General features: G+C 37.9%; 22 protein-coding genes. 8 read left to right on the top strand and 14 right to left on the bottom strand.

Annotated features, from left to right (window positions below; translation table 11 throughout):
* Positions 1–87: 87 nt before the first annotated feature.
* Complete coding sequence (gene kynU, locus ACEW8U_RS12100) at positions 88–1,374, top strand: kynureninase (protein WP_373522302.1); 1,287 nt, start codon at positions 88–90, stop codon at positions 1,372–1,374.
* A gap of 26 nt (positions 1,375–1,400) precedes the next feature.
* Positions 1,401–2,756 carry an FAD-dependent oxidoreductase gene (locus ACEW8U_RS12095; protein WP_373522301.1) on the top strand — a complete coding sequence of 452 codons (1,356 nt, stop codon included), beginning with the start codon at positions 1,401–1,403 and terminating at the stop codon, positions 2,754–2,756.
* Positions 2,757–2,822: 66 nt separating this feature from the next.
* On the opposite strand, the gene ACEW8U_RS12090 is transcribed toward ACEW8U_RS12095, so the two are convergent.
* The 4 genes from ACEW8U_RS12090 to ACEW8U_RS12075 all read right to left on the bottom strand — a co-directional run bounded on the left by ACEW8U_RS12090 (position 2,823) and on the right by ACEW8U_RS12075 (position 6,486).
* The gene (locus ACEW8U_RS12090) at positions 2,823–3,596 is read right to left on the bottom strand and encodes a hypothetical protein (protein ID WP_373522300.1); all 774 of its coding nucleotides are present in this window, start codon (positions 3,594–3,596) and stop codon (positions 2,823–2,825) included.
* Between the two features lie 150 nt (positions 3,597–3,746).
* Positions 3,747–4,367 (bottom strand): thioredoxin family protein, encoded by a 621-nt coding sequence (locus tag ACEW8U_RS12085; RefSeq protein ID WP_373522299.1) that lies wholly within the window; start codon positions 4,365–4,367, stop codon positions 3,747–3,749.
* A gap of 6 nt (positions 4,368–4,373) precedes the next feature.
* Positions 4,374–4,865 (bottom strand): TlpA family protein disulfide reductase, encoded by a 492-nt coding sequence (locus ACEW8U_RS12080; RefSeq protein ID WP_373522298.1) that lies wholly within the window; start codon positions 4,863–4,865, stop codon positions 4,374–4,376.
* 709 nt (positions 4,866–5,574) lie between these two features.
* On the bottom strand, positions 5,575–6,486 hold the full coding sequence (locus ACEW8U_RS12075; protein WP_373522297.1) for a M28 family peptidase: 912 nt from the start codon (positions 6,484–6,486) through the stop codon (positions 5,575–5,577).
* A gap of 109 nt (positions 6,487–6,595) precedes the next feature.
* On the opposite strand from ACEW8U_RS12075, the gene ACEW8U_RS12070 reads away from it, so the two are divergent.
* Positions 6,596–7,576 (top strand): NTPase, encoded by a 981-nt coding sequence (locus ACEW8U_RS12070; protein WP_373522296.1) that lies wholly within the window; start codon positions 6,596–6,598, stop codon positions 7,574–7,576.
* A 68-nt stretch (positions 7,577–7,644) separates the two neighbouring features.
* Here the strand turns inward: ACEW8U_RS12070 and ACEW8U_RS12065 are convergent, their stop codons facing one another.
* The 4 genes from ACEW8U_RS12065 to ACEW8U_RS12050 form a co-directional block, all read right to left on the bottom strand.
* Entirely contained in the window at positions 7,645–7,905 is a 261-nt protein-coding gene (locus tag ACEW8U_RS12065) for a hypothetical protein (RefSeq protein ID WP_373522295.1), read from the bottom strand.
* Complete coding sequence (locus tag ACEW8U_RS12060; protein WP_373522294.1) at positions 7,886–8,200, bottom strand: thioredoxin family protein; 315 nt, start codon at positions 8,198–8,200, stop codon at positions 7,886–7,888. Before ACEW8U_RS12060 ends, ACEW8U_RS12065 begins: the two co-directional genes overlap by 20 nt.
* A gap of 195 nt (positions 8,201–8,395) precedes the next feature.
* On the bottom strand, positions 8,396–8,965 hold the full coding sequence (gene yjjX / locus ACEW8U_RS12055; protein ID WP_373522331.1) for an inosine/xanthosine triphosphatase: 570 nt from the start codon (positions 8,963–8,965) through the stop codon (positions 8,396–8,398).
* Positions 8,966–9,033: 68 nt separating this feature from the next.
* A complete protein-coding gene (locus ACEW8U_RS12050; RefSeq protein ID WP_373522293.1) occupies positions 9,034–9,741 on the bottom strand; it encodes a YebC/PmpR family DNA-binding transcriptional regulator in 708 nt (235 codons plus the stop codon).
* Positions 9,742–9,895: 154 nt separating this feature from the next.
* Here ACEW8U_RS12050 and ACEW8U_RS12045 point away from each other — a divergent pair, with 154 nt between their 5' ends.
* Positions 9,896–11,239: an NAD(P)/FAD-dependent oxidoreductase gene (locus ACEW8U_RS12045; RefSeq protein WP_373522292.1), complete on the top strand. Its 1,344-nt coding sequence runs from the start codon at positions 9,896–9,898 to the stop codon at positions 11,237–11,239.
* 9 nt (positions 11,240–11,248) lie between these two features.
* Here the strand turns inward: ACEW8U_RS12045 and ACEW8U_RS12040 are convergent, their stop codons facing one another.
* The gene (locus ACEW8U_RS12040) at positions 11,249–11,695 is read right to left on the bottom strand and encodes a gamma-glutamylcyclotransferase family protein (protein WP_373522291.1); all 447 of its coding nucleotides are present in this window, start codon (positions 11,693–11,695) and stop codon (positions 11,249–11,251) included.
* A gap of 199 nt (positions 11,696–11,894) precedes the next feature.
* Here ACEW8U_RS12040 and ACEW8U_RS12035 point away from each other — a divergent pair, with 199 nt between their 5' ends.
* A complete protein-coding gene (locus ACEW8U_RS12035; protein ID WP_373522290.1) occupies positions 11,895–12,329 on the top strand; it encodes a Spy/CpxP family protein refolding chaperone in 435 nt (144 codons plus the stop codon).
* A gap of 170 nt (positions 12,330–12,499) precedes the next feature.
* On the opposite strand, the gene ACEW8U_RS12030 is transcribed toward ACEW8U_RS12035, so the two are convergent.
* From ACEW8U_RS12030 to mutY, 5 genes are all read right to left on the bottom strand, one after another.
* A complete protein-coding gene (locus ACEW8U_RS12030) occupies positions 12,500–13,975 on the bottom strand; it encodes a glutamate synthase subunit beta (RefSeq protein WP_373522289.1) in 1,476 nt (491 codons plus the stop codon).
* Position 13,976: 1 nt separating this feature from the next.
* Positions 13,977–18,467, bottom strand: coding sequence for a glutamate synthase large subunit (gene gltB, locus ACEW8U_RS12025; RefSeq protein ID WP_373522330.1), 4,491 nt, complete (start codon positions 18,465–18,467; stop codon positions 13,977–13,979).
* Between the two features lie 547 nt (positions 18,468–19,014).
* On the bottom strand, positions 19,015–20,364 hold the full coding sequence (gldE, locus tag ACEW8U_RS12020) for a gliding motility-associated protein GldE (RefSeq protein ID WP_373522288.1): 1,350 nt from the start codon (positions 20,362–20,364) through the stop codon (positions 19,015–19,017).
* Positions 20,365–20,427: 63 nt separating this feature from the next.
* The gene (locus tag ACEW8U_RS12015) at positions 20,428–20,871 is read right to left on the bottom strand and encodes a single-stranded DNA-binding protein (RefSeq protein WP_373522287.1); all 444 of its coding nucleotides are present in this window, start codon (positions 20,869–20,871) and stop codon (positions 20,428–20,430) included.
* 51 nt (positions 20,872–20,922) lie between these two features.
* A complete protein-coding gene (gene mutY / locus ACEW8U_RS12010) occupies positions 20,923–21,996 on the bottom strand; it encodes an A/G-specific adenine glycosylase (protein WP_373522286.1) in 1,074 nt (357 codons plus the stop codon).
* A gap of 160 nt (positions 21,997–22,156) precedes the next feature.
* Here mutY and ACEW8U_RS12005 point away from each other — a divergent pair, with 160 nt between their 5' ends.
* The 3 genes from ACEW8U_RS12005 to ACEW8U_RS11995 all read left to right on the top strand — a co-directional run.
* Positions 22,157–22,465 carry an HU family DNA-binding protein gene (locus ACEW8U_RS12005; RefSeq protein ID WP_373522285.1) on the top strand — a complete coding sequence of 103 codons (309 nt, stop codon included), beginning with the start codon at positions 22,157–22,159 and terminating at the stop codon, positions 22,463–22,465.
* Between the two features lie 21 nt (positions 22,466–22,486).
* A complete protein-coding gene (locus ACEW8U_RS12000) occupies positions 22,487–23,305 on the top strand; it encodes a tetratricopeptide repeat protein (protein WP_373522284.1) in 819 nt (272 codons plus the stop codon).
* Positions 23,306–23,486: 181 nt separating this feature from the next.
* Positions 23,487–24,365, top strand: an 879-nt coding sequence (locus ACEW8U_RS11995; RefSeq protein WP_373522283.1) for a ribonuclease E/G, incomplete at its 3' end; no start/stop codon positions are given.

The following is a 24,365-nucleotide window of genomic DNA, read 5'->3' as shown; positions in this document are numbered from 1 at the left end:
GTTTGATCTACTGTTTTGACTATAATGAACATCCCAACCATTTGTTGGTTTGATAAGGTGAAGAAATGAACAATTGACAATTCAAAAATGGAGAAACCAGTTTATAAATATTCAGAAGAATTTGCCAAAGAAATGGATCGAAAAGATCCCTTGAAATCTTTCCCAGATAAGTTTTTATTCCCACAAGTCAATGGAAAGCAGGCCATCTATTTCTGTGGTAATTCTCTGGGTCTCCAGCCTAAGTCTGTCCAAACTTATATTCAAAAAGAACTGGACAATTGGGCGAATCTAGCTGTGGATGGCCATTTTTTTGGTGAAGATGCCTGGTACCATATCCGTAAAAAATCCAAGCCGGCATTGGCAGCTATTGTTGGAGCCCATGAACACGAAGTGGTAGCGATGAATAACCTAAGTTCCAATCTCCATTTTTTAATGGTTTCATTTTACCAACCTTCCAAGGAAAGGTTCAAAATAATCACAGAGGGGGGCGCTTTTCCTTCTGACATGTACATGCTGGAAACCCAAATTAAGTTTCACGACTTGGACCCGGAAGAAGCAATTATTGAAATTCATCCAAGAGCGGGTGAACATATTCTCAGGACAGAAGATATCGTAAAAACCATTCAGGAAAACAAAGATCACTTGGCTTTGGTGATGATGGCAGGTCTTCAATATTATACAGGGCAAGTGTTTGATATGGAGTCGATTACGAAAGCAGGACATGAAGCTGGTGCTAATGTCGGATTCGATTTGGCGCATGCTGCAGGAAATGTTCCCTTGAAGCTTCATGATTGGGGAGTGGATTTTGCAACTTGGTGCAGTTATAAATATATGAACTCAGGACCAGGAAACATATCTGGGGTTTTTGTTCATGAAAGGCATGCCGAAAGTCCGGACTTGCCGAGGTTTGCTGGGTGGTGGGGACATGATGAAGGTGAGAGATTCAAAATGGAAAAAGGCTTTAAGCCCATGTTTGGGGCAGATGGATGGCAATTGGCAAACTCCAATGTGTTGGCCTTGGCAGCTCATCAAGCCTCATTGGATATTTTTGAGGAAGCAGGAATCCAAAACCTCCGAGCAAAGAGTAAACTTTTAACCGGATACCTTGAGTTTTTGATCGAACAAATAAGCGGGCATAGCGGTGTTTTGGAAATAATTACACCCAAAAATGCCCACGAACGCGGTTGTCAGTTATCTTTGTTGGTCCACAAAGGAGGGAAAAGAGTATTCGACGCCCTTTATGAAGAAAGCATTGTAGGTGATTGGCGCCATCCAAACGTAATCAGAGTAGCTCCAACACCCTTGTACAACAGCTACTTGGATGTTTATCAATTTGCCCGAATTCTGGAACAATCCTTGCAGAAATTCGCTTAAGTGTAAGGAGTACTTTCTCTCAAACCATGAAAAAAAATGAAATCAGTATACTTGGCGCCGGTCTTATCGGATCCTTGTTGAGCATATATTTGAAAAAAAGAGGCCTTGATGTTAACCTTTATGAAAAAAGAACTGACAATAGGAAAGGAGAATATTCGGAAGAGGGGCGTTCCATTAATATGGCCCTTAGTGACCGAGGTTGGAGGGCTTTGGAAAAAGCAGGTCTAAGAGAAAAAGTCCTTCCCTTAGCAATACCGATGTACGGGAGGAAAATCCATGATGAACATGGCAAAACAACATTTATCCCTTACGGAAATGAAGAGCAGGCCATTTATTCAATTTCCCGTGGGAGATTTAATCAGCTATTGGTAGATGAGGCAGAGTCATTGGGAGTCAAACTGAATTTTGAACACAAATGTGAAGAGGTCGACCTCCGGCACAATCACCTTACTTTTTCAACACCTGATGGTAAAATCGAAAAACTGGAATCAAATGTCATTCTTGGTTCAGATGGAGCGTATTCTTCACTGAGGAATGCCATGCTGAAGCAGGTTAGGTTCAATTACAGGCAGGAATATATTTCTCATGGGTATAAGGAACTGACAATACCCGCTACAGCTGAAGGAGAGTTTGCGATGGATCCCAATGCACTTCATATTTGGCCAAGGGGTAGTTTTATGTTGATTGCCTTACCCAATCCTGACAAATCATTCACTTGTACTTTATTTCTTCCTTTTGACGGGGAACGAGTATGCTTTGAAAAAATCAATGATAAAAATGATGTTGAAGGGATATTTAAAACATACTTTGATGATGCCTTTGACATCATGCCCCATCTTACGGAGCAATTTTTTAGTAACCCAACAGCCTCATTAATCAATCTTGAGTGTTATCCTTGGATGCTGAAAAAAGCACTATTGATTGGGGATGCGTCTCATGCCATGGTGCCGTTTTATGGTCAGGGTATGAATTCGGGTTTTGAAGATGTTTTTATCTTAGATGAACTGATTGGAAAATTTGGTACCAATGCTTGGGAACTGGTTTTTGCAAAATTCCAAAAAGCCAGGAAGCCGGATACTGATGCCATTTGCAGATTGGCTATGGAGAATTTTGAAGAAATGAGAGATCAAGTAGCAGATCCGAAATTTCTGATCCGAAAAAGAATTGAAGCCAAGCTTCATGCCTTATTCCCTAAAGATTGGATTCCCTTGTATACCATGGTAACCTTTTCCAGTATTCCCTATTCCGAAGCTTATACACAAGGTAAACTACAAGAAATGATTATGGATAGGGTAATGGCTGATCCTTTAATAACTCAAAATTGGGATAAGCTTGATTACGAAGACATCATCAATCAGATGGATAAAGCTAAGGCTGTATAATAAAAAAGGCTGTTTCTTAAAGAAGCAGCCTTTTTCATATTTTAATTTTTGGGATTTTGGAATTCATTATTTGGAATAGCTAAATGTCACCCCATCATTCTTTTCCGTAGGATATCCCAAACTGTTATATTGGTAAGTATATTGAATGTCTGAATCAGCGTCAGGGTGACTGGAAACAGTATATTTTTTACGGGTGATGTTATTCGGATTGATATTTTCAACAGGAAATCGATCAGGCTTTAAATTGTAGTAGGGATTTTTCATGTTGTCATATTCATATTCAGAAGTACTGGACAAAACTTTAGAGCCATTTTCCAAAAGAATGAAATGATTATCTTTGATTACATTTCCTTGGATGTCATACTCATATTCCCGGGTACCGGCAAGTTTGCCGTTATGGTAAATCCGCCTGATTATGATCCGGTCATTATTATCATATTCATACTCTGAATATCCGTTTAATTCCGTGCTTTTTACCAAACGTTTGCTGGCATCAAATTCAAAAACCAAAATCCCAGTCAGATCAGTATTCTGTGGGTTGACCCATTCTGAACGGCTGAATGCCTCTTCGAGGACATGGCTATTACTACTAAAAACTCTTGAATCATAATAAATTTCTTTTGAGATAACTCCTTTACTTTTATCATAGGAATATCCAAAATATTGGAACTTGCTTTTTTCAGCTTGCAATAACCCATCAGTGTTGTATTCGAACTCATAGTATTTAATATCATCAATGTAAACCGCCAATAATTTTTCCCCAACATCCGGAAGAAACGCATCATCTACACATGATAACGTCAATAATGCAATGCATGTAAATAGAAATACCTTTTTCATGATAAAAGAGTTTACTCTGGGTAAAGGTACACAGGGAGGGTCCTATTGTCAAATATTCAAACTAAAAAAAAAAGGTTTCCTCATAAATAAAAAACAAAGCCTGTTTCTAGCAAAAACAGGCTTTGTTTATTTTAAAATCAGAATTAAAAATTACTCAGCTTTCTTTGTCCACTTAATGGTGCAGCCAATTGCCTTAGTGAATTCAATAGCCACTTTTCTTCCATTCATTACATCATCTAAAGCTTCTTCCACATATCTTTCAGTTACTCCCGTTGGATCTTGGTAATTGTTGTCAATAGCACCGATATATCTGACTATAAAATCATTTCCTTCTTTATGAAGCAAGTAAACGTGTGGTGTTCTTGAACCACCATAGGCTTTTATTACTTCTTGACTTTGGTCATGCACATAGGCAAACGGGAATTTTTTGGACTTGGACCTTTCCTTCATTTTATCAAAGCTATCACCAGGACTTACTTTATCGTCGTTTGCATTGATGGCTATGACCGGATATCCTTTAGGCGCATATTTCTTATGCAGGTCGATCATGCGATCCTCATAGGCTACTACATAGGGACAAGTATTACAAGAGAAAATTACCAAAGCACCCTTGGTATTATTTGGGAGTGAAACCCAGGAACCATCCACACTTTTCAGTTTAAAATCTGAAGCGGTATCTCCGATTTTGTACCCTTGATCCTGTGCCATAGCTCCAAATATCAGACTCATACCCAAAACAAAGGTCATTACACCTATTTGTATTTTTTTCATGGCAAATTATTTTAAATTATTAATCATTATTTCTAGTTCTTTTTCTGTCACCTCTCCTTCATGAAATGATTTTGTACCATCAGATTTTACGAAAAGTGTAGCAGGTATCGCTCCTGACCAAGTTGAATTAACTTTATCTATCCACTTGTTGTAATCCACGTCATCCAACAAGTAAACAGGTGCTTTGATTCCCTTCTTTTTCATAAAGGAAGTAACCCGTTCAGGCTTTCTGCCATCATCCATAGAAATGAAAATCAATTCTATAGAGGAGTCATCTGCCTGTATTTTTTCAAAATAAGGCATTTCCTTGACACATGGGCCACACCAAGTTGCCCAAAAATTATAAATACGAATTTTATTTGAGGGCGTCTTAACCATCTCATCAAACTCCTGATAGCTGATTATTTGAAAAATAGGTTCGCTCTTTTCCTGATCAGACCTTTCGTAGTAATATGAGTTTAAGTAAACCAACAACAAACTGAAAACCAATACCTTCATTTAATATTTCACTTTTTAGGTTAAAATTGCAATTTTCTTATTAACATATAGATAATACCTTTCTCTTTAACAAGGTTAAGTTAGATATTACATCTATTTTGGATTTTTGCTAAGGTTACTTCAAAATATTGCCACTTTTTGACTGCTTAAAAGGTGTCAAATAAATTACGATCCAAGGTAGAAATTGTTATGCCGTTTATCAAAATGTTGAAAAACAGGCTTTAAACAATAGCGGTAAAAAACAAGCCTTATTTATCCACATATTTCCACAATTATCCACACACCTTCTAAAAAATGGCTTATACAATTGATATTCAACAAGTTATAATATTATAAAAATAGGTGTTTTTGTGGATATCTAACTGTAAATGAGTTTTTTACAATTATTTACATCAAGAATAAAATTGGATAAGTTTTTTAAGAAAAAGAATATGTCAAAAATTATCATCTTAGAATTGTCTAATAAAATTCCCAATAATCTAGTGAAAAGTAAAAAAATAATGTTGGGGGAATAAATTTTGATAGTGATCTTCTTTGATTACTTTTCTATCGATTGAATTCAAGAAAATAAAATAACTTTTGAATATTACCAAGAAAAATTAAAAAATAAGAAAGAATTGAATTATAGGACTAGATTTGATCTATTTTCTGATAATAGCTTTCAAATTGCAGAACAGTATTATGCTGTACCTTAAAGAATATATTTATCTCACAATTCTATCAACCCCTTATCCAACGCAATAATTATGTCCAAAATCAATTCGACAGCATCTGCATAAAATTCAGGTTGAATATTTTCAAAAGTATCTGACGGTTTATGATAATCATCATGGTCTTCTACTCCAAAATATATGAAAGGTATTCCCCTATCATGAAACTGTGCGTGGTCCGAGGCCCGGGTCCAATCATTTCTTCCAGTAGATGGTTCATCATGACCAAATAGCAATGTGGGGTTTCTTCCAGTTGATACTTCTGTTATTAATGGTTTTAAAGACGGAGAATGATAAGTTCCAACAGCATAAATTTCATTGTCTGCATTTCTGCTGATCATGTCCATATTGATATTTAATACAACTTGGTTTATGGAAAAAGGAAAATCCTCTACCAAAGCTTTTGCTCCTTGATGTCCCATTTCTTCGGCATCCAAGGCCACAAACATCAAGGAGTGGGATGGTCTATTCTCTGAGAAATAAGCAGCAATTGCCAAGACTGCCGCAGTTCCCGATGCATTGTCATCAGCACCAAAAAATATATTATTGCCCTGACGCCCCAAATGATCGTAGTGTGCCATGACCACGATCAAATTGTCTGTTTCCGATCCTGGAATAAATCCGACAATATTGGCGGCATTTTCGTACACTTTTCCTTCCCGGCGATTTTGGAAATCAAAGTATTGGGTATAATCGGGATATTGTGAGGACATTTTAAGGGAGGCGAATCTTTCTTTAATAAATGAGCGGGCCTTCAAACTTCCCTCAGAGAGTGGCTTTCTTCCTTCAAGCGCTTCAGAAGAAAGGTATTGGATATCATTCAACAATTGCTCTTTATTTATTTTTTGGCCAAATAAGGTAATTGGCATCATTATTAATATAGTAGCAAGAAATTTGATATTCTTCTTCATATAAGTTTTCAAATTTGACCGTTGTTTACTTATCCGTTCATGGATAATCATTGGCCGTTGTGTATATTCGTAAAAATACTAAGGATTAATCGCCCGTATCGTAACAATCATGAAATATCTTTCTGCGCTGCTGTTCCTTTTTGCTTTTTTTAACATCCTATATGCCCAATCAGCCCTTCCTGATCAATTTCTTGACGGCAAGTCTGTGGTGTTGATTTCCAATGCTCCCCAAGCAAGGCCGGCGATTTCGTGGACTATTTTGGCAGATCAGATCCATCCGGCATTGGTAGAGGCGGGAGGCGATCCTGTAGCCTATTATGAACTTGAGGATATTGCTATTTCTGAAGATGTACAAGCTGGATTTGCAGAAATGTTCAACAAAAGGTTGATTGCAAATATTGTAATCCTTACCAGAAAAGCTGATGGTAGTGTTGAGTTGAATATCGGACCCTACACCAAAAACAGAAATATTCTTCCCAATTCAGGACTTTGGAATCTAACAGGGAATTCGTTGGATGAATTAAGTGGATCTTTGACAAATTTGGGAAAAGAACAAAGAACAAAAAATCTGCTAGTAGTAGAGGTGCCTGAATTTCCATCAGCTGCGAGCGCCGTTTCAAATGCTCCAAGATTTATCAATAGGAATCCACTAAATTTGGATGTCTTTAAGCTAGGGATTCCACTTTCAGGTTCTTCCGGAGAAATTGGATTTTTGAATACTTTTAGATATGATCTTTTGGGAAAATCCAAGGAATTGATCTTAGCAGAACAGAAAGCCGAAAAAGAAGGATTGGAAAGGTTGTTTGCCGAATTGTACCCACATCAAATAGAATTTCTTACTGACCCAAAAACTGATGCGGAATTGATCAAAGATCGGGTACAGTTTGTTTTGATGCGGGTAGAGGCCAGAGAATCTGATCTGCTTGAAAATATGGGACTTTCAATTGAAAATCCTGAACTTCAGAATAGAATTGTTGTAAAATATTATATTAGATTTTTGGTCAGGAATGAATTGTACATCGGGCCTGTTTGGGATGCCCATCCGGATTGGAGAATATCATTGGAGAATTTCCTGAAAAACCTTAAATAAAAAAGCCCATTAAAGGGCTTAAAAAAAGGTAGGTTGGATGATGGGTGATAAACCACTCTCCGATTATTTTATGATTTGTCAATGGAACCTGTTACTCTTTTCATGAATGCATTCATTGCTTCTTTTTTCTCCATGCCACCTTTGACCATTTGATTGACTTCAAGAGTGCCATATAAATTAGACAACAACTCTCCCATTACCTCAAGTTCTTCATCCTTCAAAGTAGGTATCTCTGTCATACTTTCCAATAATTCTATAGTTTCATGAACCCAATCTTCATCTTTGGACTCTATAAACCCAAGGACATGTTTAATTATCGGCAATCTCATTGATCAAGGATTTTAATACTTCTTCTTTATTAGTTTGATTTTGATTTACCAAAATTCCCGCTTTGAATGCCGCGAAAGTAGGTAAGTTTGTGACTTGCGCCAATTTTCTTGATTCAGGGAATTTCTCGGCATCAACATATAAAAATTTTATATTTTCAAATTCTCCCGAAAGTCTCTTCACTTTTGGTTTCATGATTCTACAGTTGCCACACCAAGTGGCACCATACTGCACCAAAACCAATTCATTATCAATGATTATTTGTTGTAATGTATCTGACTCTAATTCTTGTAACATCTTATTTTTGTTAAATCTTTCACAAAGGTAATGCTAGATTAATACAGTAACCAATTGAATAAATCTATCTGCCATTGTGATTTCACTATTCATATTTATATTCGGAATCCTCACAATAACCTGAAGATCCAAAATAATTGTTAAAAGTTGCACATCTCTCGTCTGTCGTCATCCAACATCGGACTTCCGACATTTTTAATAAATATTCGGATTCACAAATGGAACCAAAGCTAAAACAACAGCTTGCTGATAATAGTTTTTTCTATCCAAAATGCCATTGGTAAGTATCCCAACTGCCCCATTTCCTTCTTTTGAGTTTTCTGTTTGAAAAAATTTATCATCGGCTTCCCCAAGTTCCATTCCTTTACGAACCAATTTTGCCACTTCCTGAGGCAGAAAAAAAACAGAAGTCTTGGCCTTGCCTATTTTTCCATCTCTGTCTAGTACAACAGCCCAAGCAAATGCCATCATTTCACCATTGAAATCCTCGACGCCACCCTCTATACCAACCCAGAAATCTGCTTCCGGAAATATGGCTTTGGAATTTTTGGCCCTGTTCATGGCTCCTTTAAATGTCTGTTCATTTCCAATAGGCTGAGCTTGGATGTCCGACGAAACATTCAATCCTTCCACTAAATAAGCACCTTCAAACATCTGATGGAATGCTGATTCTGTACAACTGATTTTTACGGGATTTCTGCTGCCTACAATTACTAAATTCTGACGCTCTTGGTCTTTAATATTCTTTCGCTTGGGAAAAGTCATCATATGTGGTTAACGATAAACACATGTAAAGATAATGTATATCTTTAAATAGGTTTGATTGGAAATAATTATGCTACGTTTGTGAAGACCTGATTGACATCATCGTCCTCCTCAAGTTTTTCGATTAATTTATTGATTTCTTCTTCATGCTCTTCGGAAAGTTCTACGGAAGTGGCGGGAAACCACTGGAAGTCAGCATTGATTATTTCAATGTGTTTTTCTTCAAGAGCATGCTGCATTTTACCAAAATCTTCAAAGGCGGTATAAACAAAAATTTCACCTTCATTTTCTGCTATCTCGTCCAGTCCGTTATCTATGAGTTCAAGCTCAAGTTCTTCCATATCCAAATCTCCTTGAGAAAATCTGAAAACGGCCTTTTTGTCAAACATAAAGCTTACAGAACCGGATGTGCCCAAAGAACCACCGGATTTGGTGAAATAACTTCTGATATTGGCTACAGTTCTATTGATATTGTCTGTTGAAGTTTCAATAATGATGGGTACGCCATGAGGACCATATCCTTCATAGACTATTTCTTCGTAGTCTTTTTCGTCTTTGTTGGAGGCTCTTTTTATAGCTGCTTCTATTCTGTCTTTTGGCATAGAGGCACCCTTGGCATTCTGAATAATGGTTCTCAGTCTGGAGTTGTTTGAAGGGTCAGGTCCACCTGCTTTGACAGCCATGACTATTTCTTTGCCCAATCTTGTAAAGACCTTGGACATTTGGCTCCACCGCTTAAATTTTCTTTCTTTTCGGAATTCAAAAGCTCTTCCCATTGCTATTCATTATTAAAGGTGGGTAAAATTAATAAATCTTTTCATATGGCCTAAAACGAACTGTTTTCAAAGCAAACAATTCTATCTCAAAAGACCTAGATCTTTGAAAAATTAATAGATTTACGGAAGTTTTAATTTTAAATCAATTTTTAGAATGGTAGCGTCTGAAATCCAAGTGATACCCAATATTCCATATCCTGCCTATAAAAGAATTGTGATTGTGGGAGCAGGCTTTGCTGGGTTAAAATTAGCGCAAAAACTTGCTCATACTGATTTTCAAATAGTTATTTTGGATAAAAATAACTACCACATGTTTCAGCCTTTGCTATACCAAGTGGCAACGGCAGCATTATCTCCAAGTGCTGTATCTTTCCCTCTGAGAAGACTTTTTCACAAGACTGACAATATTGTGTTCAGAATGGCTGTTGTAAAGGAAGTAGACAAGGAAAACAAGCAAGTGTTTACCAACTTGGGGTCCATTCCTTATGATTACCTTGTTTTATCTCAGGGGGCAAATACCAATTACTTTGGCAATACCAATATTCAAAAATTCTGTGCCCCAATGAAATCCACCTCAGAAGCCCTTTACATAAGGAATAAAATCATTTCAAATTATGAAAGAGCTGTGAACCTTGAAAATGAAGAGGAGAGAAAACCCATCATGAATGTGGTTATTGTCGGAGGTGGAGCTACAGGAGTAGAACTTGCAGGCTCGATTGCGGAATTGAGAAACAAAGTCCTTCCAAGAGATTATCCCCAGCTAAGTTTTAAGAATATGAGGGTAATTCTCATTGAAGCCGGAGGCTCACTTTTGAGTGGATTGCTGCCAAAATCAAGGGATAAAGCTCTTGAATATCTTCAAAACCTGGGAGTAGAAGTCATGCTCAATACCATGGTGGAAGATTATGATGGATTTACGGTTAAGTTGAAAGACAGGGAACCCATTAACACCCTAACCTTATTATGGGCAGCGGGAGTAAGAGCCAATTCATTAATGGGTGTTGAAGAAAAACAAAGAGCACCAAACGGAAGGCTTTTGGTAGATGAATTTAACCGACTTGTACCTGAAAAGGAGATTTTTGTTTTAGGAGACCAATGTTTACAGACAGAAGATAAATACCTTCATGGCCATCCCCAAGTTGCTCAAGTAGCGATCCAACAGGCGGCCAATCTTGCAAAAAATTTCAAAGCAGAATTAAAAAATAAGGAGTGGAAACCATTCCGGTATAGAGACCTTGGTTCCATGGCAACTGTTGGCAAGTCCATGGCGGTTGTGGATTTACCTTTTATAAGTTTTCATGGATTTTTTGCTTGGTTTGTCTGGTTATTTGTACACCTGATGGCTATACTGGGGGTCAAAAACAAACTTATGGTATTACTTACCTGGTCTTGGAAGTATCTCTCTTTTGATCCCAGTCTGAGACTTTTGATCAGACCTAGATATGTCAAAGAATTCAAAAGACAGTGGATGCTTGAAGAAACAGATTATGAGGATTGATTTTGACCATTAAACTTTTCCTACCCGATTGATGATCTGTGCCAAATAGCCATTTGGCAGACCATTTTCTTTTCCTCCAAGAATAATCGTCTTCCAGTAATCTTCTTTGGGAAATATTGCTTTTTCTATTTTAGTGGAGAGGAAGGTGTATGCTTCAATTTTGCCGTTTTTAATAAAAATTTCTTTTTTGACAAAATCATAGCCAGGTTCTGAAGTTAGGAAATGATCAAAGTTTTCTCCGCTGATTTCGTAAATCACACCATATACTGATTCATTTTGACTGGCAATAATGTTGGCCCTTGCCGAACCGTCTTGATTCAAATAGTTGAATCGAAACCCAAAATGTGGTAGAACTCCAACTGCGATTTTCTCAGCTTTAAATTTAAGGCGACTATCCAAAGTAGTTTTATGCATATTACTGGCATAACCGAAGTAGTAAAATTTTTCCATTTCCATAATTAATCATTATTGGTTAAAGTCGCCATCATTATTTTAAGATTCATTAACATTTTAATTGTATTGAGGCATTAAACTATCTGTTGAAGTTTTGGTCTAACCGACATTACCACAGCAAGGAAAACAAGGATACCCGGGAAAATGCTCAAATCCATTTGCTGAATGATTAAAATGATTGAAAACAAAAAAAAACAATACCATGAAAAAGATAATATTGATTGCCACAATTTTCTCTTTGACATTTGCCTCTGCATTTGCCCAAAGAGGACAACAAAGAGAAGATTCTACCCCAGAACAAAGGGCTGAAAGAATAACAGAACGAATGTCTGAACAATTGGAACTGACTGAAAATCAAAAAGAAAAGGTTTACAAGATCAATTTGGAAAATGCCCAAAAAAGGCACGCAGAAATGGAAGCCATGAAGGTGGAAAGGGAGGCCAAACGATCTGAAATGAAAGAATCCATGAAAGCTCAGAATGAGGCGATCGAAGCAGTCCTGACACCTGAACAAAAGGTCAAATGGTCTGAACTTAAAGAATCCAATAAAGGAAGAGGTGAACAAATGCGTAGCCGTCAAAATGAAAGAAGGGCCCCCAACTACAGAAAAGGAGTTAACAGCGGTGGGAAAGGATAGGGTCCTTCAGGAAATAGATAGAAATTCATAGACAAAGGTTGGTTAATTGTGAAAGAAAAAGAGCAGGTCAATGACTTGCTCTTTTTTACTTAGATTGCTAAAAAATATAACAATCACAAACTAAACTTACTTTCACGCTTATTCTTTATCTTAGGCTATTGCTTTCTTTTTTAATCAGTGAGCATTTCTTCCTCTACTTCATAATATCCTTCATCTTTTCTTGGTAAAAAGGAAGTTCCTTGAAGATATTCATCCACCCGTACAGCGGCTTCTCTGCCTTCGGAAATAGCCCAAACCACAAGTGATTGGCCCCTGCGCATGTCTCCTGCAAGAAAAACTTTCTTGTTGGTACTTTGGTATTCTTTGGATTTGGGCAAACTATTTTCCAACATCTGAACCCCAAAAGCTTCCAATAATCCGTTTTTAGCGGGACCGGTATAGCCTATCGCCAGAAATGCCAGATCACAAGCCAAGGTTCTTTGTGTTCCCAGGATTTCGACAAACTGCATTCTGCCATTTTCTTCTTTCCACTCTAGGTCAACTAAAACCAATCCTGTGACTTCTCCCTTTTCATTGCCTATAAATTCTTTGGTCAATATAGAGAAAACCCTGTCCACTCCTTCTTCATGAGAGCTTGAGGTTTTCAATGTCATTGGCCATTCTGGCCAAGGGTTGAGAATAGTTCTTTGTTTTGGAGGCTTTGGCAATAACTCCAATTGGGTAATAGAAGAAGCACCATGTCTATTGGAGGTTCCAATACAATCTGAACCTGTATCCCCACCACCTATAACAATTACATGCTTACCTTCTGCTGAAATGGGATTTTTTTCTAAATCACCACTGACAACTTCATTTTGTTTCCCCAAAAAATCCATTGCAAAATGGACTCCTTTAAGATCTGAACCTTTAATTTTTAGCTCTCGGGGTTGTTGCGCACCTGTTGCCAAAATCACTGCATCAAAGTTTCTGAGAATATTATCCGCTTTGATATTGAAACCAACGTCAGTATTGGTACTGAAGATGACCCCCTCTTTTTCCATCACGGCTACTCTTCTGTCAATCACCCATTTTTCCATTTTGAAGTCCGGGATTCCATAGCGTAACAATCCACCTACTTTGTGGTCTTTCTCAAATACGGTGACCTCATGACCGGCCTGATTGAGCTGATCGGCCGCAGCCAAGCCTGCGGGCCCAGAACCAATAATAGCAACTGTTTTTCCGGTTCTTATTTTTGGAGGTTTTGGTACAACAAAGCCCATTTCGTAGGCTTTCTCGGCAATATTTTTCTCGATAAGTTCAATGGCGACAGGGTCTTTATTGATCCCCAAAACGCAGGAGGCTTCACAGGGGGCCGGACAAATCCTTCCTGTAAATTCAGGAAAATTATTGGTACTCCTTAAAATATTGAAAGCCTCTTCCCATTCATTTCTGTAGACTGCATCGTTGAAATCCGGGATGATATTACCAAGTGGGCAACCTTGGTGACAGAAAGGTATTCCGCAATCCATACATCTTGCCGCTTGTTGGTTGAGTTTTTCTCCCTCAAATGGCTTATATATTTCTTTGTAGTCGTCAATTCTTTCTTCCGGAGTCCTTGTATCAGGTAGCTCCCTTTTAAATAACATAAATCCTTCCTTCGCTCCCATTTTACACTAAAGTTGTTGAATTTTCCAATGCTTTTTTTCTCAATACTTCTTTGAAATCTCTTGGAATGACTTTGATAAATCGATCTCGGTATTCATCCCAATTTTCCAAATATTCCCCTGCCAATTGGCTATTAGTCAAATCTCTGTGGTCCTTTAAATGGTCTTTGATCGTGACAAAATCGTCTTCATTCAAAGGATCTAAATCCACCATTTCTTGATTGATTAAGTAGATGTAGTCTTTCAGGATATAGGCAATTCCCCCGCTCATTCCCGCCGCAAAGTTTCTTCCGATTTCACCCAAGTTGATGACAAGTCCTCCTGTCATATATTCACAGCCATGGTCTCCAATACCTTCCACCACGGCTTTCACACCTGAGTTTCTTACACAAAACCTTTCACCGCCTTTACCATTAATGAAGGCTTGGCCTGAAGTCGCACCATAAAATGCAACATTGCCTATGATGATATTGTCATGTGGAACAAAATTTGAATTTCTGCTTGGGTAAATAATCAATTTTCCACCTGAAAGACCCTTCCCGAAATAGTCGTTTGATTCCCCTTCCAGTTCAAAAGTGACACCTTTGGCGAGAAATCCTCCAAAGGTCTGCCCTGCTGAACCGCTGAACTTAAAATGAATGGTGTCCTCAGGAAGTCCGGGGCTACCATAAATTTTTGAGATTTCATTGGAAAGCATTGCACCAACTGTTCTGTCTGTATTTTTGATCTTAAAACTACCGCTCACGTGATTGGCCTGTTCCAAAGCAGGAATTGCTTCTTTAATCAGTGTCCTGTCTAGGACTTTTTTCAGTTCAAATTCCTGATCGATCTGTTTATGAATTCCAACATGGTCTGGAACCTCTACTTTATGGAATATTGGGCTCAAATCAACCTTGTCCCATTTCCAGTGGTTCATATTTCCGGTTGCCTTAAGTACATCACTCTGTCCCACCATCTCATCAATGCTGTAAAATCCAAGTGAAGCCATGATCTCTCTCAGGTCTTGGGCGAGGAACATAAAGTAATTGACTACATGATCCGGATTTCCGGTAAACAGTTTTCTAAGCTCAGGGTTTTGGGTAGCTATTCCGACTGGACAAGTGTTCAAGTGGCATTTTCTCATCATGATACAGCCTTCCACTACCAATGCTCCTGTAGAAATGCCCCATTCCTCAGCTCCTAATAAAGTTGCGATCGCAATATCCCTACCCGTTCTCAGCTGTCCATCTGTTTGAAGAACTACTCTACTTCTCAGGTTGTTTTTGACCAATGTCTGATGTGCTTCTGAGAGTCCAAGTTCCCAGGGTAATCCAGCGTGCCTAATGGAACTCAGTGGAGACGCTCCTGTACCTCCATCGGCACCTGATATAAGAATGACATCTGATTGTGCTTTTGCTACGCCTGCTGCAACTGTTCCTACCCCCGCTTGGGAGACCAACTTCACATTGATCCTCGCTTTTCTGTTGGCATTTTTTAAATCGTAAATAAGCTGTGCAAGATCTTCTATGGAATAAATATCATGGTGTGGAGGCGGAGAAATCAATCCAACTCCAGGAGTAGAATGTCTTACCCTACCGATCCAATCATCAACTTTATGCCCCGGAAGCTGTCCACCTTCTCCAGGTTTTGCACCTTGCGCCATTTTGATCTGCAATTCCGCTGCATTGGTGAGATAATTACTTGTAACACCGAATCTACCTGAAGCCACCTGCTTGATGGCGGATCGTTCCCAATCACCATTTTCTTTTCTTTCAAAGCGGATTTCATCTTCACCACCTTCACCACTATTGCTTTTAGCTCCGATTCGGTTCATGGCTATGGCCAAAGTACTATGTGCTTCATGAGATATTGATCCAAAGGACATTGCCCCGGTAGCAAATCTTTTCAAAATAGACTCCACCGATTCCACTTCTTCCAATGGAATTGATATTCTTTTTTTGAATTCAAATAAACCCCTTAATGTCAAGGCATCTTTGGTCTGCTCATTGATTTTTTGGGCAAACTTTTTATATAACCCATAGTCATTGAGACGGGTTGATTTTTGTAATAAATGGATGGTTTCAGGGTTGAATAAATGTTTCTCCCCTCTTCTTTTCCATTGATACACACCACCAGTCTCCAAAAGTGGGCTTTCGGTGTTGTAGGCTGCGTGGTGCCTGATCAATACTTCTTCGGCAAGTTCATCGAACGATATTCCGCTGATTCTGCTAACTGTTCCCCTAAAACACCTGTCAATTACTTCAGGTCCTAAACCTATGGCTTCGAAAATTTGTGCACCTTGATAAGACTGTAGTGTACTGATTCCCATTTTGGACAATACCTTCAACAAGCCTTTACCTATGGCTGCCTGATAGTTTTGGAATAATTGTTTTTGACTCAATTCTTTACCGAATGCTCCTTTTTCGTTGAGGTGCAATAGGGACTCCAAAGCCAAATAAGGATTTATAGCAGATGCACCATATCCAATAACTGTGGCAAAATGGTGTGTTTCACGGATATCACCTGCTTCAACAACCAAACCTGCCCTGGTTCTCAATTTTTTATTGACCAAATGATGATGTACTGCACCAATTGCCAAGAGTGTTGGAATCGGGGCTTTTGATTCAGAGCTTTTTCTGTCTGAGATAATGATTACATTTTTCCCGGCATAAATTGCCCCTTCTGCTTCCCTGCATAATAGATTCAGGGAATCAAGCAAACTTCCGGGTTTATGATTTGCTTCGAAATGAGCATAAAGCGTCACAGACCTATACCCTTCATCCTCCAGATTTTTTATTTTTTCCAGATCATGGTTCAGCAATACCGGTTGGGAAATATGGATCTGTCTGGAATGTCTGGGACTTTCCGCCAAAATGTTATGACTTTCCCCAATTCTTGTAAATAAAGACATCACAAGTCTTTCCCTGATAGGATCTATCGGTGGATTACTTACCTGGGCAAAAAGCTGTTTGAAGTAATTTGAAATGTGCTGGCTTTGCTTGGACAGTACGGCCAAAGGTGTATCCGCTCCCATTGAACCGATTGCTTCATACCCGGATTCTCCCATTGGAGATAGCACCACCTTAATTTCTTCGGAAGTGTATCCAAATATTGTTTGTCTCTGCTTTATTGATTCAGTTGTATAAGGGTTTTCCAGCTTTTCTGGATCAGGCATGAGACGGAGTTTTAATCTTTCCTCTCTTACCCATTTATCATATGGCTTGTTGTCACAGATGGAGGCTTTGATTTCATCATCAAAAAAGATTTTTCCCTTTTCTAGATCGGCCAATAACATCCTACCAGGACTTATTCGACCTTTTTCTGTAATAGTTGATTCCCGGATAGGTAAAGCTCCGGCTTCAGACGAAAGGATCAATCTGTCGTCATTTGTAATAAAATAGCGAAGCGGTCTTAAACCGTTTCTGTCCAAAGTTGCTCCTAAGGATTTGCCATCTGTAAATAATAGAGCGGCAGGCCCATCCCAAGCTTCCATCAATGATGCATGAAACTTATAGAATGCTTTCCTGTCCTTATCCATCATTTGATTGTCCTGCCATGCCTCAGGAACCATCATCATCATTACATGTGGTAAAGTTCTTCCGCTTAATGTCAGCAGTTCTACCATGGCATCGAGATTGGCTGAATCCGAATTATGCTTATTGGTAATCGGCATCAATTTCGCCAATTCTTCATCCGAAAAATGAACTGACCTCATCAAAGACTCTTTTGATTTCATTTTATTGAGGTTGCCTCTAATAGTATTGATTTCACCGTTGTGTGAAAGGTATCTGAATGGCTGTGCCAATCTCCAGTTGGGAAAGGTATTGGTAGAAAATCTGGAATGGACAATGGCGAGTCCAGAGGTGATTTTATTGTTTTGCAAATCTTTATAAAATGGCAAAACCTGATCAGTTCTTAATTGTCCCTTATATATTAAGGTAAAAGCTGAAAAACTGGCAAAGTAAAAGGAGGAATTTACACCAGACACATTTCCATTGAGGGTCCTGGAAGCATAATTTCTCAGTACATATAGTTTTCGTTCAAGCTCGATTTCCTTCAATCCATCTTGATGGCTAACAAAAACCATTTCAATATTTGGCATGACATCGAGTGCCCCTGAACCGGGAACTGTTTCGTCTACAGGAACATCCCTATACCCCAATAGATTAAAACCGGATTCAGCTATGATTTTATTAAGAAGCGCTTTTGATTTTTTATAAAGCTGTTTGTTCTTAGGAAAGAAAGTCATTCCAACGCCATAACTACCTTCCTCTGGAATTTGAAATCCAGCTCTTGAGGTTACCTCTTTTAGAAAGGGATGCGGAATCTGTATCAGGATTCCTGCCCCATCTCCTGTTTTCGGATCGCTGCCACGGCCTCCTCGATGCTCCATATTGCCCAACATAAAGAGTGCATCGCTGATGGTCTCATGACTTTTATTGCCTTTCACATTCACAACAGCCCCAATCCCACAGGAATCGTGTTCGAAAGTATCACGATAAAGTCCTTGATTTATCATCATTTGATTTAATAGGTTTATTAATTTGAGTTGCAAAAATTACAAAAAATTTTCTTTTTATTAAAATAGATGCAATGAAAGTGGCTTTGTAATAAATAGTTTATATATAATCGAACACTATTTTATGTTTATCAAAAAATTAAATTTGGTTTATTTTTAAAGTTATTTCTCATAAAAATATGTTGATTGCAAAAAAACTGGTTCTCAATTAAACCCTTTATCAGAATTTTTACATTAATTTTAAAAAATAGGGTATTGAACAAAAAACTTAAAAAAAATTCAAATTATTATATTGCTTTTGAGGATTAAAATCAACCTGAAATGTTGTCTTTGTTAACTAAAATATATTATTCTATGGTTATCCGCTTCTTTGCGAGTAACCCAATATTCTATAACAAACAGGTCGGAAGTCCGAAGTCCGAAGTACTGGACATTTCAGTTTCCTACCGAGAGGTATATTAAATTATCATTTACTGGCATCATTGTGTACTTACATGTATTATTCTGTATAATTTGAATAATATTATAGGATACTTAAAAATATTTAATCTAGGTTATGGCCTTCCATCTCTTTGTCATCGGATTTTAGATGAACCTTTATCTTTTTGATTCTTTTGGTATCTACTGCCAAAATCGTGAATTCGAACAACTCAAAATATATCTTCGTACCATTCTTGGGCAAATTGGAATTAAGTTCAAGCAATAGACCCCCAAGAGATTCACTTTCCCCTTTGACCTCATCAAAAATTTGGGGGTCAAGATCCAGTTTTTTGCTAAAATCATTAAGGGAGATTTTTCCTTCAAATATATAGGTGTTCGGGTCAAGTTCTTTAAAGTAAAAATCCTCTTCATCGTCAAATTCATCATTGATTTCTCCAATGATTTCCTCTATGAGATCCTCCAAAGTGACAAGTCCGGAAGTGCCACCATATTCATCCACCACAATGGCCATATGGACGCGTTTTTTTTGAAAATCTTTGAGCAATGTGTCCACTTTTTTGTTTTCGGGTACAAAAAAACCTTTTCTGATAAGGTTTGACCATTCAAAATCTTCATCTTTTTCTACATGTGGCAAGAGGTCTTTGATGTACAGTATGCCTTCGATGCTATCAATAGTTTCTCTGAAGACCGGAATCCTTGAATAGCCGCTTTTATTGATTTTATCCATCAGTTCATGGAAATCAGTTTCAATCTCCACAGCAGTGATATCCATTCTTGATTGCATCACCTGTTTCACCGATAGGGTCCCAAAATTTACAATTCCTTTAAGTATATCTTTCTCTTCTTCCGAAGTATCTTCCCCTGTGATTTCCAAAGCTTGATTTAGTTCATCTACAGAAAGGGAATAACCTTTTTTCTCAATTCTTTTTTCTATGAAATTGCTCATAGACATCAGGAAAACAGTAATGGGTTTGAGTATGAAAGAAAAGAAATATATAGAAGGAGCCATCATTAATGAAAATTCAACTTTTGCTTTGGTGGCGTAAACCTTTGGTACTATTTCACCAAAGAAAACTATGGCAAAAGTTACACCTATCGTTTGAACCAAAATAATAACGATACCTGTGGCGCCAGATCCAAATATATTCCATGTTAGGAATGTGGTTAGTGTTACAATCCCAATGTTGATCATGTTGTTGAGGATGAGAACTGTACTTAATAGATTTTTAGGTGACTCTACCAGTTCAATGGCTTTGGTTGCTCTTTTATCGGATTTTTCATCCATGGAGGAGATATCATCTGAATTCAATGAAAAAAATGCTACTTCCGAACCAGAAACCAAACCTGAAGAAATCAACAACAGGATAAAAATAACTGCATTTATCAAGAGATAGCTGGCTGAAACAGGAATGGTTTCAGCCAGCAATAAAAGACTCGGGTATGGGTCGTCCATTAATTTATTAACAAGATTATTGCAAAATTAATAAATTCTGGCTCAAATCTTCAACTATTTGAATCAGAAGGGTAAATCATCATCCTCTACGGATGCTTCTGTTTCCTGAGGTGCGGAACTTGAAGAAGTGCTATTGGAATAATTACCACCATTTCCAGATGGAGAACTTCCATCAGGTTTTCCTCCCAGCATTGTAAAGCTGAGTACCCTGATCTTGATTCTCTTCCTATTATTACCCTGCTCATCCTGCCAAGAATCAGATTTGATTTTGCCTTCGACATAGAGTTGCATTCCCTTCTTAAGATATTGCTCGGCAATCTTTGCCTGACCATCCCAAAGCTCAAGGTCGTGCCATTCTGTATTTTCGACACGGTTACCTGTCTTGTCTTTGTAGGCTTCGGTAGTTGCCAATCTTAGATTAGCGACAACTTTATCCCCTTCCAAATGCTTAACTTCGGGGTCTGCCCCCAAATTGCCCAATAAAATTACTTTGTTTACTCCGGCCATAATTGTGTTTGTTTAAAGGTTTAACAAAAAGTTACTTTATAAATTTAATGATTATTTTTCATCGTTCAAAAACCTGGAAATCAATTTAGGTTTTGCAAGATTTTCAAAATTTTCTTCACTGATCAATTGAAAGCCATATTTATCAGCCCAATTTTTCAGTTCCTGACGGAAATTTTCATTTATGTTGAACCTTACAAAGTTTGCAAAAATTCTTTGATGGGTAAGGATATGTTTATATGTATTTTCAGAATTACAGACAATATTTGTCACAAAATCTTTCAGTTCATTGGTAAAATGGATATCCTCGGGATCCGAATAGAATTTTTTATCGGATTCTTCTAAGGGAAAATCATATAGATCTTGCCAGATATCACCTTCTCCTCTTTTTTTAATGATCAACTCATTGCCACATATTATATAGGAGTACCTAAAATGCCTTTCTTTGATTTTAAGTTTATTGATTTTTACTGGTAATTTTTCGACCATTTGATTATTTTGTGCGAAACAACCTGTTTTTAAAGGACAATTTTCACAATCTGGATTTTTGGGGCCACATTGTAAAGCGCCAAACTCCATGATGGCTTGATTATATTCCCCCGGGTTTTCTTTTGGTATGAGTTTATTGGCCAGAGTTTCAAATTCTTTTTTTCCGGAGCTACTTGCAATATCTGTGGCTATTCCGAAGTACCTGCTTAAAACCCGGAAAACATTTCCGTCGACGACGGCAACCTTTTCATCATAGGCAAATGAGGCAATTGCCGCAGCGGTATAGCTACCAACACCTTTCAACTCCAACAAACCTTCGTAATGATTTGGAAATTCACCTTGATAACGCTCCATAATATCTTTGGCACATTGGTGAAGGTTTCTTGCCCGACTATAATATCCCAATCCCTGCCAAAGGCGCATGACCTCTTCAGTAGGTGCTTTTGCCAAATCATTAACATTTGGATAATTTTTCAGAAAATTTTCAAAATAGGGGAGCCCTTGGGCGACTCTTGTTTGCTGTAAAATAATTTCAGATAACCAAATGATATATGGGTCTTGGGTGTTTCGCCAAGGTAAATCCCTTTTATTATGAGGGTACCACTCTAATAATCTATGGACAAAAGCTTTATAATTCAAATTGATAACTATTAATGTATTAAGGCAATGTTAAACAATTCAATCTAATTTTGAACATTTTGTTTTTATATTGAAATGGTTCCTTTAAATTTGCAGTCCCAAAAACAGTTGGTTAATAGGTCGTTAAGCTTATTAGGTAATAATTTAAATTCATCAAACAGTGACTAAAGCAGAAGTAATCACCAAAATTTCAGACAAAACTGGAATTCAGAAAGACGATGTGACTCAAACAATTGAGGCATTCTTCAAAGTAGTAAAAGATTCCATGGCAGAGGGGGATAACATTTACGTAAGAGGTTTCGGAAGTTTCATCAACAAGAAGAGAGCCACGAAAATCGCCCGTAACATCTCGAAAAACACAGCCAGTGTAATCGAAGAGCATTCTGTTCCAGCATTCAAACCTTCAAAAGTGTTTGTTGAGAAAATCAAGAACAGTAAAAAAATCAAAGAACTTGCTCCCCAGGATTAATCCTGAGACCAGTTTATCCTTATGAAAAGATCCCAGATCATAGTTTCAGTCCTTGGGATAGCGTGTATCATTGTTTTATTTTCCCTGCCAAGATTTATTGTAGACAATGATGAAGGAAATGCTGTAATCAGCGAAGGTGAAAACAGGCAAAATGATAATGTGGAAGAAATCCATGACGCTCCTTTGGGATTTGAAGAAAGAAACAGCATAAATATGTTGTCTTCTGATTTGGAGAAAACAGAAAATAAGGAAAAATACGCATCTTTGGCAGAGGAAATAGCATCTTTGTATACCAAAGCGGGAAAATTTGACAGTGCGGCTTTTTTCTTGGAAAAAGCCGCTGTCAAAACCGGAACAGTTGAAAGTTGGGAAAAAGCAGGATCTGCTTACTACGAAGCTTACAGCTTTGCCATAGATGAACAAAAGGTAGCTTTGATGGCAGAAAAGTCAAGAACCTATCTCAATAAAGTTTTGGAAAAAGATCCAAAAAGGCTAGACTTGAAAACTAAAGTAGCGATGACTTATGTTTCCTCTTCCAGCCCAATGCAGGGTATCACTATGCTGAGGGAAGTGTTGGAAGAAGACCCAACCAATGAAGATGGTCTATACAATATGGGAGTCTTGTCCATGCAGTCAGGTCAATATAAAAGGGCAGCTGAACGCTTTGAGGAGCTAATACGTTACCATCCTGACAATATCCAAGGTCAATTTTATCTTGGAGTGAGTTATTTCGAGACAAAACAAAATAATAAAGCCAAAAAGCAGTTTCAGCTGGTACAGAACATGACCTCAGACCAAATGGTCTTGGCAAGTGTGGAAAGCTACCTGGGAAGGCTATAAATAATTGTTCCACTATAAATCTTTAAAACTATGCCTTGCGGTAAGAAAAGAAAAAGACATAAGATCTCCACGCACAAGCGTAAGAAGAGACTTAGAAAAAACAGACATAAGAAGAAGTAATACACTTCTTCTTTTTGAGTTTTTAAAGTAAACGTTCATTAACATATAAAACCAGACACGATTGAGCACAGAATTATTAATTGATTCTGCTCCAACCGGTAGTCGTATAGCCCTTCTCAAAGATAAAAACCTGGTCGAAATCCACTCAGAAGGTGGAGAAAACCAGTTTAAGGTCGGAGATATTTATTTGGGTACTGTTCGTAAAATTGTCAATGGGCTGAATGCAGCTTTCATTGATGTAGGTTATGAAAAGGATGCATTCCTGCATTATCAGGGTTTGGGTCCTCAGATCAACAGCCTCAATAAGTTTACAAAACTGGTACGCAACAATAACTATCCTAACCTCAACCTTAAGGGTTTTGAGAAAGAGCCTGATATAGAAAAGCTTGGGAAGATTTCCAATGTCCTTTCTAAAAACAATCAGGTGTTGGTGCAGGTGGTCAAAGAACCCATCTCTACCAAGGGCCCAAGATTATCGTGTGAGCTCTCCATTGCCGGTCGATACATAGTCTTAGTACCTTTTTCTGACACTGTCAACGTATCCAAAAAGATACGCAGTGCGGACGAGAGAAAAAGACTGGTCCGCTTAATCACTTCTATCAAGCCAGCCAATTTTGGTGTAATCATCAGAACAGTAGCAGAAGGTCAGTCAGTCACAGAACTTGACAAAGACTTGAGAAACCTTTATACTACCTGGGAAGATGGCATGAAAAAACTGGCCAAAGCCAAAGGCCGCGACAAGGTAATCGGAGAAATGAGCATGGCTTCCTCTATCATTAGAGACCTGCTCAACGAATCATTCGATGCAATCACCGTAGAGGATGAATTGATCTATGATCAAATCAGGTCTTACATCAGATCTATTGCCCCTGAAAAGGAAAAAATTGTTAAGCTTTACAACGGAAAAGCGAAGCTCTTTGAAAATTTTGGAATAGAGAAG

The organism is Aquiflexum sp., from assembly GCF_041751335.1.
Lineage (GTDB): Bacteria > Bacteroidota > Bacteroidia > Cytophagales > Cyclobacteriaceae > Aquiflexum.
The sequence above is the reverse complement of the archived record's forward strand: the minus strand, read 5'-3'. Positions and strand labels throughout refer to the sequence as shown.